Annotated in this window: 12 protein-coding genes; 10 read left to right on the top strand and 2 right to left on the bottom strand. The window is 55.8% G+C overall.

The features are described 5' to 3' along the window. The first annotated feature begins 190 nt into the window (after positions 1 to 190). The 6 genes from ycgZ to dcuR all read left to right on the top strand — a co-directional run bounded on the left by ycgZ (position 191) and on the right by dcuR (position 4,158). Entirely contained in the window at positions 191 to 436 is a 246-nt protein-coding gene (gene ycgZ, locus QLG07_RS04560) for a regulatory protein YcgZ (protein ID WP_048916274.1), read from the top strand. Between the two features lie 187 nt (positions 437 to 623). Then, positions 624 to 917 (top strand): hypothetical protein, encoded by a 294-nt coding sequence (locus tag QLG07_RS04565; protein ID WP_053110430.1) that lies wholly within the window; start codon positions 624 to 626, stop codon positions 915 to 917. 122 nt (positions 918 to 1,039) lie between these two features. Further along, positions 1,040 to 1,288: a biofilm/acid-resistance regulator YmgB/AriR gene (locus QLG07_RS04570; RefSeq protein ID WP_048916275.1), complete on the top strand. Its 249-nt coding sequence runs from the start codon at positions 1,040 to 1,042 to the stop codon at positions 1,286 to 1,288. Positions 1,289 to 1,393: 105 nt separating this feature from the next. Next, entirely contained in the window at positions 1,394 to 1,627 is a 234-nt protein-coding gene (locus QLG07_RS04575) for a YgdI/YgdR family lipoprotein (protein ID WP_048916276.1), read from the top strand. A gap of 177 nt (positions 1,628 to 1,804) precedes the next feature. Beyond that, complete coding sequence (locus tag QLG07_RS04580) at positions 1,805 to 3,442, top strand: sensor histidine kinase (protein WP_282468593.1); 1,638 nt, start codon at positions 1,805 to 1,807, stop codon at positions 3,440 to 3,442. Beyond that, positions 3,439 to 4,158 carry a two-component system response regulator DcuR gene (gene dcuR, locus QLG07_RS04585; protein WP_048916278.1) on the top strand — a complete coding sequence of 240 codons (720 nt, stop codon included), beginning with the start codon at positions 3,439 to 3,441 and terminating at the stop codon, positions 4,156 to 4,158. Before QLG07_RS04580 ends, dcuR begins: the two co-directional genes overlap by 4 nt. Here the strand turns inward: dcuR and QLG07_RS04590 are convergent. Further along, positions 4,139 to 5,101 carry an FAD:protein FMN transferase gene (locus QLG07_RS04590; RefSeq protein ID WP_282468604.1) on the bottom strand — a complete coding sequence of 321 codons (963 nt, stop codon included), beginning with the start codon at positions 5,099 to 5,101 and terminating at the stop codon, positions 4,139 to 4,141. The genes dcuR and QLG07_RS04590 overlap by 20 nt on opposite strands. Before the next feature lie 245 nt (positions 5,102 to 5,346). After that, positions 5,347 to 8,121 carry a flavocytochrome c gene (locus tag QLG07_RS04595; protein WP_282468594.1) on the bottom strand — a complete coding sequence of 925 codons (2,775 nt, stop codon included), beginning with the start codon at positions 8,119 to 8,121 and terminating at the stop codon, positions 5,347 to 5,349. 595 nt (positions 8,122 to 8,716) lie between these two features. On the opposite strand from QLG07_RS04595, the gene QLG07_RS04600 reads away from it, so the two are divergent. From QLG07_RS04600 to QLG07_RS04615, 4 genes are all read left to right on the top strand, one after another. Next, the gene (locus tag QLG07_RS04600; protein ID WP_282468595.1) at positions 8,717 to 10,225 is read left to right on the top strand and encodes an anion permease; all 1,509 of its coding nucleotides are present in this window, start codon (positions 8,717 to 8,719) and stop codon (positions 10,223 to 10,225) included. A gap of 169 nt (positions 10,226 to 10,394) precedes the next feature. After that, on the top strand, positions 10,395 to 12,041 hold the full coding sequence (gene fumA / locus QLG07_RS04605) for a class I fumarate hydratase FumA (protein ID WP_048916283.1): 1,647 nt from the start codon (positions 10,395 to 10,397) through the stop codon (positions 12,039 to 12,041). A gap of 192 nt (positions 12,042 to 12,233) precedes the next feature. Next, positions 12,234 to 13,163, top strand: a complete 930-nt coding sequence (gene argC, locus QLG07_RS04610; RefSeq protein WP_187496910.1) for an N-acetyl-gamma-glutamyl-phosphate reductase — start codon at positions 12,234 to 12,236, stop codon at positions 13,161 to 13,163. Between the two features lie 234 nt (positions 13,164 to 13,397). After that, positions 13,398 to 13,871 (top strand): transposase, encoded by a 474-nt coding sequence (locus QLG07_RS04615; protein WP_099754155.1) that lies wholly within the window; start codon positions 13,398 to 13,400, stop codon positions 13,869 to 13,871. Positions 13,872 to 13,936 lie beyond the last annotated feature (65 nt).

Raw genomic sequence — 13,936 nt, forward strand, 5'->3', positions numbered from 1 at the left:
ACGCTGTACAGCTATCCTGTACACCCAGAGCATCAACATAACCCTATGATAATCATCACTTAGCACTTTTTGCACAAAAATGAAAAGCATAAATATTCACTATTTCTGTACAACGCGTCAAAAGATGTATAACTTTGCATTCAGAAATATTTGACCATAATTTGAACTTTACGACTGAGGGGCATTTAACATGCGTCAGGACAATTCCAACCCGAAGATTGAAAATGACATCAGCCGTTACTTTAATGAAGCCATCCTGCCCTCCCAGCAGGAAACTCTTGGCCAGATAGTGGTTGAGATTTTACGCTCAGGACGTAACCTTAACCGCAAAGCCATCTGTTCAAAGCTGCTAACGCGCCTTGAACTGGCGACCGGACACGAGCAGGAACGCCACTATCAGGAACTGATTGGGCTACTGTTTGGTCGCGGGGACTGAGTTTTAAGCAATATGTTTGCTGAATTACCACTTTTTAGTGTGCGTTACGTTACAGCTCAGTCCGACAATCTGACCGGCCCGGACGCCTGACTTGAGCAGGCGTTTTATGACCGGCATGCAGGTACCTGGATAACAGGTTTCTGTGGGCATCTTCGATGTCCCGCTTCACTGATTCAGAGACGTTGGTATGTATAAAAACGAAGAAGAGAAATTAGCCGATATTGTGATGGGCGAGGCTGTCATGGTCCTGCTCTCAAACGATGCTGCCATCAGTAAAACTGCACTTATCAGACAGTTACAGGACATGGCGGCAGCAGAAAAAGAAGGGCTGCGTCAGCGCGCCTGTCGGCGTGCTATCGCCGAAGTCAGACAATCTCAGGCCCAGGAGCAGAACCGCCAGACGCATGAGATCCGCGACCGCGATAATGTCACCCATCTTTTTACCAGTGAAGGCCCGGCTAACGGTGCAAAGAAACATTAAGACTTTTCTGTGAGTTAACTACACTTGGTTAAGTTTTTTACCTGCTGACGCCCGCGAACCCAGCCGTTCTCGTCAGTGCGTTTTCATCTCGGAGAATTTCTCCTATTAAGAAGGCTACCTCTATGCAGCAGCAATCAACAGAATCCGAAATCGTCGCCTGGTTTCAAGGAGGAGGAGAAAAGTACGCCCAGGAATCTCAGGCGCTCGGCGGCGTGATCAGGGATCTGATCGCTACGGGTCAACTGGTTAATAACAAGGCGATCATTCTGAAGCTGATTGAGAAGCTGGAAACCACTTCTGACGTGGTTGAGCTAGACGTTTACCGCCAGGTGCTGGAAGTGGTGGTTGGCCTGACCCCGGACGACGCGTAACTCTCAGGGTTAACATGGCCGTTTTTATTCAGGCGGCCTGCAAAATTTCAGTTTTCATCTACACTTACAGGTTGTTGACTTTATTCACCTATAAGGAAATTAACGATGAAACAGAACATCTTTAAAACCACTGTGATTGCCGCACTCTCCGTATTTGTGCTGGCGGGTTGTTCCTCTAACCAGACGCTCAATACCACCGATGGCAGAACCATTGTCACCGACGGTAAGCCGCAGATTGATAATGATACCGGTCTGGTCTCTTATAAAAATGCGCAGACGGGTAAAACCGAACAGATTAACCGCGATCAGGTTAAGAACATGAGTGAACTGGATAACTAACTCGCTTAAAGCCCCGCCAGGGGCTTTTTTGATCCCCTCAGGGCACTTACCGCCCCCTTGCTCTCACCACCCCTGCCCTTTACATTACTGGCTGCGCTTTGCAAAACTCTGCGGAAGAGGATGTCTGATGTCTCGCTACCCACTCGCGCTGTGCGCCCTGCTCTTTTCGGAGTGCCCATGAACGCCCCACAGCAAGCGAAAGCGCTGCGCAAGCGCCCGATGAAACTCAGTACCTCCGTCAGCCTGATGGTCAGTGCGGTGATCGCCACGGTGCTGCTGATCGTCCATCTGTTCTATTTTTTTCAGATCAGTGACGTAACGCGCGATGCGGTGAAAGATAAAGCGCTGGCGGTGGCGCGCACGCTGGCGGATTCGCCCGATATCCGGCTTGGGCTGACACAGTCGCCAGACAGCGACATTATCCAGCCGCTGGCCATGGCGGCGCAGCGCAGCAATGACCTGCTGTTTGTGGTGGTGACCAATATGGACGGCGTGCGCTTCTCGCATCCGAAGAAAGAGCTGATCGGTCAGCATTTTATCGGCAACGACCTCATCCCTGCCCTGTCCGGCCGCGAGAATATCGCCATTAACCACGGCAAGCTGGCGGAAGCACTGCGCGTCTTTACGCCGGTATATGACAGCCAGCATAAGCAGATTGGCGTGGTGGCAATAGGCATCTCGCTGAGCGAAGTGGTACAGCAGGTGAATAAGAGCCGCTGGAATATCCTGTGGACCGCCCTGTTCGGCATGCTGGCCGGCGCGCTGGGCACCTTCCTGCTGGTGCGGGCGGCCAAGAGCATTCTGTTCGGGCTGGAGCCTTATGAAATATCCACCCTGTTTGAGCAGCGTCAGTCGATGCTGCAGTCAATGAAAGAGGGGGTGATTGCCATTGACGATTGCTCGCAGGTGACGTTGATCAACCACGCGGCGCATCTGCTGTTTCGCGAGACCGGCGCGCAGGCCGCAGAGCGCGATATCAGTGCGGTGGTGGCCGACTCCGGCCCGCTGATCGCCAACCTGCATGAGGTACTGCAAACCGGCAGGCCGAAGCGCGATGCCGAGATTGATTTCAAGGGTCACCCGCTGCTGTGCAACACCATGCCGGTACGCAGCAATGGCGCCATTATTGGGGCGATCTGCACCTTCAGGGACAAAACCGAGGTCAGCCAGCTGATGCAGCGCATGGACGGCCTGGTCAACTATGTCGATGCCCTGCGCGAGCGCTCGCACGAATTTATGAATAAGCTGCACGTGATCCTCGGCCTGCTGCACTTAAAAAGTTATGGCAAGATGGAGGATTATATTCTGAAAACCGCCAATAATTACCAGACGGAAATCGGCTCCCTGCTGGGGAAAATTAAGTCTCCGGTGATTGCCGGATTCCTGTTAAGCAAGATGGGCCGCGCCTCCGATACCGGCAACCGGCTGATTATTAGCGATGAGAGCCTGCTGGCCGACAGCGGGAATGAACAGCAGGTGGCGGCCCTGATCACCGTACTCGGCAACCTGATTGAGAACGCGCTGGATGCGGCGGGCGATCAGGGCGAAGGCGAAATCAGCGTGCTGCTGCACAGCCAGAACGGCTGGCTGACCTGCGTGGTCAGCGACGACGGCCCGGGCATTGCAGAAGAGCAGCTGGAGGCGATTTTCGCGCGCGGCGTGTCGTCAAAAGGTGAACAGCGCGGCGTCGGGCTGTTCCTTGCCCGGCAACAAACCGAGAGCCTTGGCGGCAAAATTATTGTAGAGTCCGAACCTGGCGTTTATACGCAATTTTTTGTACAACTGCCCTGGGATATAGAGAGTAAAAGCGCATGATCAATGTTTTAGTCGTCGATGATGATGCGATGGTGGCAGAGCTGAACCGCTGCTATGTCGCACAATTACCCGGTTTTCACTGCTGTGATGTGGCCTCAACCCTGCAACAGGCGCGGGACCGGGTGCTGGATCCGGAATTCGCCATCGATCTGATTTTGCTGGATGTGTATATGCAGCAGGATAACGGGCTGGACCTGCTGCCGGTACTGCGTGAAGCGGGCCGCGCCATCGATGTGATTGTTATCTCCTCCGCCGCCGATGCCGCCACCATCAAGCAGTCGCTGCACTACGGCGTGGTTGATTATCTGATTAAGCCTTTCCAGTTTGCCCGTTTCGAAGAGGCGCTGACCGGCTGGAAGCAGAAAAAGACGCTGATGGATAACCATCAGTTCTACGAGCAGGCCGACGTTGATCAGTTGATCCACGGCAATCCTGCCGCCGCGGAGGATCCCAAGCGCCTGCCGAAAGGGTTAACGCCGCAGACGTTACGCACCCTGTGCCAGTGGATTGATGCGCATCCCACGGAGGAGTTTTCCACTGACGATCTGGCAGCGGCGGTGAATATTTCTCGCGTCTCCTGCCGTAAATATCTGATCTGGCTGGCGCAGGTCAATATTCTGTTTACCAGCATTCACTACGGCGCCACCGGCCGCCCGGTGTACCGCTATCGCCTGCAGGCGGAACACAGCGCGCTGCTTAAGCAGTATTGTCAGTAAGACGGTAGCGGGCGTCTGACAGCGTAAAGCGGAACTGGCGCTGCGATGAGCAGATCACCTGACGATCGCGGGTAACGAAGATGGCCTCAATGTGCGGATAGTCGCCAAGGTAGGCGAGGCCTTTTTCGACGCCCATGCCGTACATCAGGGTGGTCCAGATATCACCGTCAATCGAGTTTTCAGAAACAATCGTGACGCTCAGCAGCTCGTTATCCAGCGGGTAGCCGCTCTGCGGGTCGAGAATGTGATGGTATAAGCGCCCGTCGAGCTCGAAGTAGCGCTCGTAGATCCCCGATGTCACCACCGATTTTCCCGTGACGTTTATCACACCGATCAGCTCATCATCGCGGCCAAACGGCTGTTTCAGACCAATGCCCCACGCCTGCCCGCCACTGTCACCCAGCGTCTGCACATTGCCGCCGAGATTAATCAGCGCGTGCGCCACCTGCTGCTGGCGCAGATAGTCACGCACCACGTCGGCAATGTAGCCTTTGGCAATTGCGCCGAGGTCAATTTCCATACCGGCCTGCTGCAGAAACACCGAACGCGCCCCGGCATCAAGGATCACCTGATGAGGATCGGTGAGCGCCAGCAGGCCACGCAGCTCGTCGGCGGGCGGTACGCTGCTGCCGCGAAAGCCGATTTTCCAGCGTTTGACCAGCGGGCCGATGGTGCAGTTAAAGCAGCTGCCCGGCAGAACGCTGACCGCTCTGGCGCGGGCAATGAGGTCAAACACCGGCTGGCTGACTACCACCGCATGCTGACCGGCGGCGTGGTTAATCGCCATCACTTCCGACGCATTGCGGTTAACGGTTAAGCTGTTTTCCTGCTGCTTAATCAGCCGAAAGACGTTGCGCGCCAGGGTTTCATCGTGGTCGAACAGCTTGAGCAGGATGGGCGAGCCCATCATCACGGCGGAATAGGTGTAAGAACCTGCAGGCATGGTGCCATCCTCCTGGCAAAACGGGCGAGGCATGCCTCGCCCCTACGGATGGTTGCGCGTTAAACCGCAGGGGTCGGGCATGCCCCGCCCCTACGGATGGCTGCGCGTTGAACCGTAGGGGTCGGGCATGCCTCGCCCCTACGGATTGTTGCGCGTTGAACCGCAGGGGTCGGGCATGCCTCGTCCCTACGGATGGTTGCGCGTTAAACCGTAGGGGTCGGGCATGCCCGACCCGTCGTTGATTACTATTTTGCGTAATTCGCCGCGTTACGCCCGGCCAGGATCCCGAAAATAATGATATCTGCGACCGCGTTACCACCGATGCGGTTAGCACCGTGGATGCCGCCAACCACCTCACCCGCCGCCCACGCGCCGTGGATCACCTGCTTCTGCGCGTCGAGCACCGCGGTATCGGTGTTGATGGTGACGCCGCCCATCGTGTGGTGGACCCCCGGGGCGATGCGGATAGCATAATAGGGCCCCTTGTTCAGCGGGTGACGCAGCGCGGTGGTGCGCCCGAAATCCTCATCCTTCTGCTGCGCAACAAATTCATTGTAGCGCCCCAGCGTGGTTTGCAGCGCTTCCTGGTCCATATTCAGCTTCACCGCCAGTTCGTGCGGAGTCGGGGCGCTAATCACAAACCCTTTGGCGATATATTCGTCGGCGGCTTTATTGGCCGCACGCACCTGGTCGTCAAAGATAATCCAGGCACTTTTTTCCGGCAGGGCAATGATCTCCGCCGACACTTTGTCGCGCGTTTCCATCTCATTATAGAAGCGCTGACCGGCCTGGCTGACCAGAATCGCCCCGCCGCCGCGAATCGCTTCGGAGACCAGGTAAGAAGTGGTCTGCTCAACGGTAGGGTGGATCTGAATTTCGCCCATGTCGACGGTATCTGCGCCAATCTGTTGCAACAGGGCGATGCCGCTGCCGGTGGCGCCTTTATGGTTGGTGGTCACAAAGCCGTCCAGCTCAGGGCGGTATTTCACCACCATTTCGCGGTTGGCGCTGAAGCCGCCGGTGGCAACAATTACGCTTTTGGCGTTGAGAATGCGGCTGTCGTTGTACTCATCCACCACCTTCACGCCGCTTACCGCGCCGTTTTCAACCAGAATTTCGGCCACCGACGTTTCCAGCAGCACTTCAATTTCACGCTGATTGACGTTTTTCACCAGGCCGCTAATCAGGAAGCCGCCGACCGCTGAACGGTCCGCCGGACGGTGGGTACGGTCGATGCTCATGCCGCCGGTAATGGTGATGTCATTAAGTTCAATGCCGTGGCCTGCCAGCCAGTCGATGGCTTCCGGGGCCAGATCGACAAACTCGCGCAGCAGTGCAGGATTGTTTTTAAACTTGCCGCCTTTCAGCGTCTCTTCATAGAACAGCTCTTTACTGTCCTCAATGCCTTTCAGCTTCTGGAAACGGGTTTCCGCCGCGTTCATCCCGACCGAGGCTTTGATGGTGTTGCCGCCAATGGTGGGCATCTTCTCGATGATCACCACGTGCGCCCCGGCTTCAGAAGCCTGAATCGCCGCCGCCAGACCTGCGCCACCGCTGCCGACCACCACCACATCGTAATTCTGCGGTGCCTGCGGGTTGCCGCCCTCTTCAATCACGTGCTCCTTGCTGGAGGTGGTCAGTGCGCGGGAGACCGCTTTTTTCAACGCCTCACTCTGGGTCGTCGCCCCGGTGATCGCATCCACGTGGGGGCTGTTAGCCACCAGCATGCGGGTACGCAGGCTTTCAAAGGTGGTGGTGAAATCGACGTCCAGCGTGTCGTCCGGCACCAGGGTGATATCGGTGATACGGTCGGTGTCGAGCACCACGTTGATACGCAGCTTCAGCGCTTCGGCTTCCACTTTTTCCTGATAAACCCCGGCCTTGTATTTACGGCCGCCGGTGCTGACGTCGCGGATCATTGCATCGACCAGCGAGAAGCGCCACAGCGGTTCCGGGATGTTAAGCGCTTCACGCTGGGTGCTGTCGATAAACAGCTCCAGGTGGTCATTTTTGATAATGCGGTCGGCCCAGTCCGGGTAAGCAATACAGGCTTTACCCACGGCAACCAGGTCGAAGCCGTGCTCCAGCGCGCTTTCCGCATCGGCTTTATTCACCACGCCGCCGACGCCAATCACCGGCACTTTGGCCAGGGTTTCAGAGCGCTGCGCAAGGTATTTAGTAATAAGTGGAGTGGGGTCTTCGCGGTCGACAATCGACGGGCGCAGCAGCTGGCCGACGGAGAAGTGGACATAGTCGAGACCGCGCGCCGCCAGTTTTTCCAGCAGGTAAAGCGTGTCATCCCAGCGGATGCCAGGGACTTCCAGCTCTTCCGGCGAGAAGCGATAGCCGATAATAAAGGATGGCGCGGCAAAGCGTTGCGCCATTTTATGGGTGATCTCCAGCACTTCCAGCGGGAAGCGTGCGCGGTTATCGCGGCTACCGCCCCACTTGTCGTCGCGCTGGTTAGAGTTTGGCGAGTAAAACTGCTGAATAAGATAGGTGTTAGCACCGTGGATTTCGACGCCGTCGAAGCCCGCTTTAATAGCGCGGTTCACCGCATCACCGAACTTGGTGATCATCACCTCCACTTCTTCTGCCGTCAGCGCCTGTGGGGTGGTGGCGCCTTCACGCGGCGCGGCAATGGCGCTGGGTGCCACGGGGGTTCTGCCGCCAATCAGCTCAGGCTCCACCATGCGGCCGCCGTGGTAAATCTGCAGAATCGCTTTCGAACCTTTTGACTTGATCGCGTCAGCAATTTTGCTTAAACCGGAAATTTTGTTGTCGCTGTCGATGGCGATGGCACCGGGGAAGGCCGGGCCTTTCGGATCGATAAAGCAGCATTCCACAATCACAGTACCAATGCTGCCCGCGCGATCGCGATAGTACTCAACCAGCTCGCTGGTCACCGTACCGTCATAAAATCCCGTACAGGTGGTCATCGGCGCCATGAGTAAACGGTTTTTCAGTACGGCGCCGTTAGGCAGAGTCAGCGGGTTAAGGATCGGGGTGATGGTATTCATTTAGTGAACTCCGAAATTTAAAAGTTTTGAATTCTTTGGCGACCGTTTTCTTATAATTATTCTGTGGTCCGATGTCATGAAACCAATATACCAATTTCTTTAACTACAATAGTTATTTCTTTAGTTTTTTAACTTTTAAATAAATCCAGCCAATAATTCACGCAATGATGAGAGTAATTGTCATTCTAATTGTTAATCAATAGTTTCCAAAAATCAACCTTTCGTTCACATCATAATTAACACCATTAAATTCAGACTCTTACGAAAATGATACTGGCATTTTATTGTACCTGGCTTTACGTTATGCCACCCTAATCGACGCAATCCCCAAACCTGCCATCGTCTAATTAACGGCGATTGTTAAAAAATAAAATGACAGATTTATTTTTATTGATCTGGATCAAAGTCTATATTTAGAGAAGTATCATTATATTCTTATCCACCCAATAAATTAGCTCAGAATTTATTGAGACCAATGAAAAGTATTTTTGGACGTTTCGGTTAAACAACGATATAAATAGAAAAGTAAGTAAAAAAATCACCCGTCAGAAACCGGAATATCTACCGAATTCTTCTTAACTTGCAGATAAAAACTATGAAACCAACAGTGATGAGTGAACCCGCGAAGGCTGCTCCAGCCTCTTCGGGGCAAAAAAAACACCTGATCATGCTCTTTCTGCCAGTACTGGTCGCGGTACTGCTGTTACTGGTGCCGGTCCCGCAAGGACTGGAGCCATATGCCTGGCACTTCTTCGCCATCTTTGTCGGCGTGATTGTCGGTTTGATCTTCGAACCGCTGCCGGGGGCCGTTATCGGGCTGACCGGCGTGGTGGTGATCGCACTGTTCAGTCAGTGGCTGCTGTTCAGCCCCGCTGAGCTGGCCGACCCGAAATTCAAAACGGCTACTCAGGCATTTAAGTGGGCGGTTAGCGGGTTTGGAAACTCCACCGTCTGGCTGATCTTCGGTGCCTTTATGTTTGCCGCTGGCTATGATAAAACCCAGTTCGGCCGCCGCCTGGCGCTGATTCTGGTGAAGTATCTTGGCCGCCGCAGCCTGACGCTGGGCTACGCCATCACCTTCGCGGATCTGCTGCTGGCCCCGTTCACCCCGTCGAATACCGCGCGCAGCGGCGGCACTATCTACCCGATTATTGCCAACCTGCCGCCGCTGTACGGTTCAAAACCCAATGACCCAAGCGCGCGCAAAATCGGTTCTTACCTGATGTGGGTCGCCATTACCGCCGCCTGTATCACCAGCTCGATGTTCCTGTCGGCGCTGGCACCTAACCTGCTGGCGCTGGCGCTGGTGAAAAGCATTATCGGCTTTGATATCTCCTGGGGCATGTGGTTCCTCGCCTTCCTGCCGCTGGGTATTATCCTGCTGCTGACCATGCCGCTGCTGGCTTACTGGTTCTACCCACCGGAAGTGAAGTTCAACGACGAAGTGCCACGCTGGGCGATTAGCGAACTGGAAAAGCTCGGCAAGCTGACCCGTAACGAAATCCTGCTGCTGGTGTTCGTGGTCTCTGCCCTGCTGATGTGGATCTTTGCTACCGCCTGGATTGAACCGGCGATGGCCGCCCTGCTGGTGGTCGTGCTGATGCTGTGGACCGGCGTACTGAACTGGAACGACATCACCAGCAACAAACCGGCGTGGAATACCTTTGCCTGGTTCGCCACCCTGGTGGCGCTGGCGGATGGCCTGGCACGCGTTGGCTTTATCGCCTGGCTGGGTAAAGAGGGTGGCCAGCTGCTGCAGGGCTATGACCCGCAGGTCTCTGCCGTGGTGCTGATGATTGCCTTCTTCCTGCTGCACTATCTGTTCGCCAGCACCACCGCGCACACCACCGCGCTGTTACCGGCTATGCTGACCATCGCGGCCTCTATCCCGGGCATCAATATGCCGGTGTTCTGCCTGATGATGTGTACTTCGCTGGGTGTGATGGGGATTATCACCCCTTACGGCACCGGTCCAAGCCCGATTTACTACGGTAGCGGCTATCTGCCAACCAAAGACTACTGGCGCCTTGGCACCCTCTTTGGCGCCATCTTCCTCTGCGCGCTGATGCTGATTGGCTATCCGTGGATGGTGATGATGTTCTGATGATTTTCATCACAGAGCCACGATGAACCATGCAGATGTTGCAACAATGTAATACCATTCCCTACCCGCCGGTCTCGCTCCTGAGACCGGCAGGATAAAAACAACGAATTATCGCCAGTGATGTTGTGCGCCAGAGCCCGGCGGCAACCGGTCATTAAGTGAGAAAACAATGTCGAATAAACCTTTCTACTACCAAAATCCCTTCCCTCTTGCCAAAGAGGATACCGAATACTATCTGCTGACTGACCAGCACGTCTCCGTGGCGGAGTTTGACGGCCAGCAGATCCTGAAAGTGGAACCGCAGGCGCTGACGCTGCTGGCGCAGCAGGCGTTCCACGACGCCTCCTTTATGCTGCGCCCGGCGCACCAGCGCCAGGTGGCGGCAATTCTGGCCGACCCGGAAGCCAGCGAGAATGACCGATACGTGGCGCTGCAGTTCCTGCGTAACTCTGAGATTGCGGCCAAAGGCATTCTGCCGACCTGCCAGGACACCGGCACCGCGATCATCACCGGTAAAAAAGGCCAGCGCGTCTGGACCGGCGGCGGCGATGAAGCGGCACTGTCGCAGGGCGTGTACAACACCTACATTGAAGATAACCTGCGCTATTCACAGAATGCCGCGCTGGATATGTACAAAGAGGTGAACACCGGCACCAACCTGCCTGCACAGATCGACCTGTACAGCGTTGACGGCGACGAATATAAGTTCCTGTGCATCGCCAAAGGCGGCGGCTCGGCGAACAAAACGTATCTCTACCAGGAGACCAAGGCGCTGCTCTCCCCGGGTAAGCTGAAAGATTACCTGACCGACAAGATGCGCACCCTCGGCACGGCAGCCTGCCCGCCTTACCATATCGCCTTTGTGATTGGCGGCACGTCGGCAGAAAGCACGCTGAAAACCGTTAAGCTGGCTTCGACCCACTATTACGACGGCCTGCCCACCGAAGGTAACGAGCACGGTCAGGCGTTCCGCGACGTGGCGCTGGAGCAGGAGCTGCTGCGTGCCGCGCAGGATCTCGGCCTGGGCGCGCAGTTTGGCGGTAAATACTTTGCCCACGATATCCGCGTAATCCGTCTGCCGCGCCACGGCGCATCCTGCCCGGTGGGCATGGGGGTTTCCTGCTCGGCTGACCGTAACGTGAAGGCGAAGATCAATCGCGACGGTATCTGGATTGAGAAACTGGAACATAATCCGGGCCAGTATATTCCTGCCGAGCTGCGCCAGCAGGGTGAAGGCGAAGTGGTCCACGTTGACCTCAACCGCCCGATGAAGGAGATCCTCGCCCAGCTGTCGCAGTACCCGGTTTCGACCCGTCTGTCGCTGAGCGGCACCATCATCGTGGCGCGTGATATTGCCCACGCCAAGCTGCAGGAGCGTATTGCCAGCGGTGAAGGCCTGCCGCAGTACGTGAAAGATCACCCGATCTACTACGCAGGACCGGCCAAAACCCCGGAAGGCTACGCATCAGGCTCCCTCGGCCCGACCACGGCGGGTCGCATGGACTCCTACGTCGATCAGCTGCAGGCCAACGGCGGCAGCATGATCATGCTGGCGAAAGGTAACCGCAGCCAGCAGGTGACCGATGCCTGCCATAAGCACGGCGGCTTCTACCTCGGCAGTATCGGCGGCCCGGCTGCCGTACTGGCGCAGCAGAGCATTAAGAGCCTGGAGTGCGTGGAGTACCCGGAACTGGGTATGGAAGCGATCTGGAAAATCGAAGTTGAAAACTTCCCGGCCTTTATTCTGGTCGATGATAAGGGCAACGATTTCTTCCAGAAGATCCATGACACCCAGTGTGCAAAATGCGTAAAGTGAAGTCTGAATAGTTGTTTTACGCCTTCCCTCCGGGCGGCCCCTCTCTCAGGGGCCGCCCTTTTTATTGCATCCAGCCCGCCAAATTATGATTTTTTATGCAAAATTATCAATTATTCAGTCATTATGCGTTGTCGCGCTACGCCAAATCTTTCATAATCGCACCACATCCTAATTTTTAAGGCGAAGGTCGTAATGAGTCAGAGATATCGCGTGTTTATTGACGGTCAGGCGGGCACCACCGGATTGCAGATCCAGCAGCGTCTGGTGAACCATCCGCAGATTGACATGCTCAACATTGATGAGGCGCAGCGTAAAGATGCCCGCGCCCGCCAGGCACTGATGAAACAGGCCGATGTCACCATCCTTTGCCTTCCCGATGCCGCCGCGCGTGAAGCGGTAGCGCTGGCAGATGAAGTCGGCGCACGCGTACTGGATGCCAGCTCCGCGCACCGCGTGGCAGACGGTTGGGTTTACGGCCTGGCGGAACTGGCTGCCGATCAGCGAGAGAAAATTCGTGCTGCCAGCCACGTCTCAAATCCTGGCTGCTATGCCACCGGCGCTATCGCCCTGCTGGCCCCGCTGACTCAGGCCGGTGTGCTGCTGGCCGATCGGCCGCTGGCGATCAATGCGGTTTCCGGCTACAGCGGCGGCGGCAAGCAGATGATTGAAAAGTACCAGCAGGCGGGAACCGGCTACGCGGCTTACGGGCTGGGCTTTGATCATAAGCATCTGAAAGAGATTCAGGCATGGAGCGGGCTGAGCAGCCGCCCGATCTTCCAGCCTGCGGTGGGTGATTATGCCCAGGGGATGCTGGTGTTTATCCCGCTGAACGACGTTGACGGTGAACCGCTGCAGCAGGCGCTGGCGCAGTTCTATGCCGCTCAGCCATTTATCAAGGTGCATGAGCTGAACCAGCTGGATGCCGACAGTGCGCCGTATCTGCTGCCGGAAGCGCTGAACAATACCAATAATATGGAGCTGTTCGTTTTCAGCCATGCAGAGCAGCGCCAGAGCATTCTGGTGGCCCGCCTCGATAACCTCGGCAAAGGTGCCTCCGGTGCCGCGGTGCAGAACCTCAATATTATGCTGGGCCTGAACGAAGAGACCTGCGTGAACCTGTAATGGGTGGTGATTTTTTGTTCACCCACGACGAATACCGTATACCTGTAGGGGTTGACCTTCTTTTTCGGTCAACCCGTTTCTGACCCCGCCGCCGCTGGCCGACCAGAAAATCGGTCGGCCACGACGAAAACCAGTAAAACCGTGACGGTTTTCGTAATTCCTCTGAAAACAACCGCACAACGCTTTACCCCAACGACCTGCCGTGTCTACTGTGCCGTTTGAGGAGGATTAATCATGCTAAAACGGAAATCGATGCGTCTGCCCCACTATCCCTATCACCACCCCGGCGCCTATTTCGTCACTCTGGTGACCCACTGCAGGCAGCATCTCTTCGGTGAAATGCAGAATGAGAACTTGCTGGCGAATCACCTGGCTGACGCCGTTAACCGCCACTGGCAGGCATTGGCGCTGCGCTTTCCCGGCATTCAGCTGGATGAATTCATCATCATGCCCAACCACCTGCATGGCATTATCTGGCTGACTCAGAGTCAATCCTGTTCGCTGAGCACCCTGATGGCGCTTTTTAAAGGCAGCGTCAGTAAAGAAGCCAACCGCCTGCATACCATCTGGCAACGGGGGTTTTATGACCGGGTTATTCGTAATCAAGATGAGTTAGATAACATCCGCACCTATATCAGAAATAATCCCCGGCAGTGGCATCTTGACCGTCTCAACCACGACGAATATCGCCTACCCCGTAGGGGTTGACCCGCTTTTCCGGTCAACCCGTTTCTGACCCAGCCACCGCTGGCCGACCAGAAAAGCGGTCGGCC

It is taken from the genome of Erwinia sp. V90_4 (assembly GCF_029967685.1).
Classification (GTDB): domain Bacteria; phylum Pseudomonadota; class Gammaproteobacteria; order Enterobacterales; family Enterobacteriaceae; genus Erwinia; species Erwinia aphidicola.

Excerpts from the sequence above, each read along its gene's own strand:
- ycgZ (WP_048916274.1), top strand. The coding sequence starts at position 191 with ATGCGTCAGGACAATTCCAACCCGAAGATTGAAAATGACATCAGCCGT.
- QLG07_RS04565 (WP_053110430.1), top strand. The coding sequence starts at position 624 with ATGTATAAAAACGAAGAAGAGAAATTAGCCGATATTGTGATGGGCGAG.
- QLG07_RS04570 (WP_048916275.1), top strand. The coding sequence starts at position 1,040 with ATGCAGCAGCAATCAACAGAATCCGAAATCGTCGCCTGGTTTCAAGGA.
- QLG07_RS04575 (WP_048916276.1), top strand. The coding sequence starts at position 1,394 with ATGAAACAGAACATCTTTAAAACCACTGTGATTGCCGCACTCTCCGTA.
- QLG07_RS04580 (WP_282468593.1), top strand. The coding sequence starts at position 1,805 with ATGAACGCCCCACAGCAAGCGAAAGCGCTGCGCAAGCGCCCGATGAAA.
- dcuR (WP_048916278.1), top strand. The coding sequence starts at position 3,439 with ATGATCAATGTTTTAGTCGTCGATGATGATGCGATGGTGGCAGAGCTG.
- QLG07_RS04590 (WP_282468604.1), bottom strand. The coding sequence starts at position 5,101 with ATGCCTGCAGGTTCTTACACCTATTCCGCCGTGATGATGGGCTCGCCC.
- QLG07_RS04595 (WP_282468594.1), bottom strand. The coding sequence starts at position 8,121 with ATGAATACCATCACCCCGATCCTTAACCCGCTGACTCTGCCTAACGGC.
- QLG07_RS04600 (WP_282468595.1), top strand. The coding sequence starts at position 8,717 with ATGAAACCAACAGTGATGAGTGAACCCGCGAAGGCTGCTCCAGCCTCT.
- fumA (WP_048916283.1), top strand. The coding sequence starts at position 10,395 with ATGTCGAATAAACCTTTCTACTACCAAAATCCCTTCCCTCTTGCCAAA.
- argC (WP_187496910.1), top strand. The coding sequence starts at position 12,234 with ATGAGTCAGAGATATCGCGTGTTTATTGACGGTCAGGCGGGCACCACC.
- QLG07_RS04615 (WP_099754155.1), top strand. The coding sequence starts at position 13,398 with ATGCTAAAACGGAAATCGATGCGTCTGCCCCACTATCCCTATCACCAC.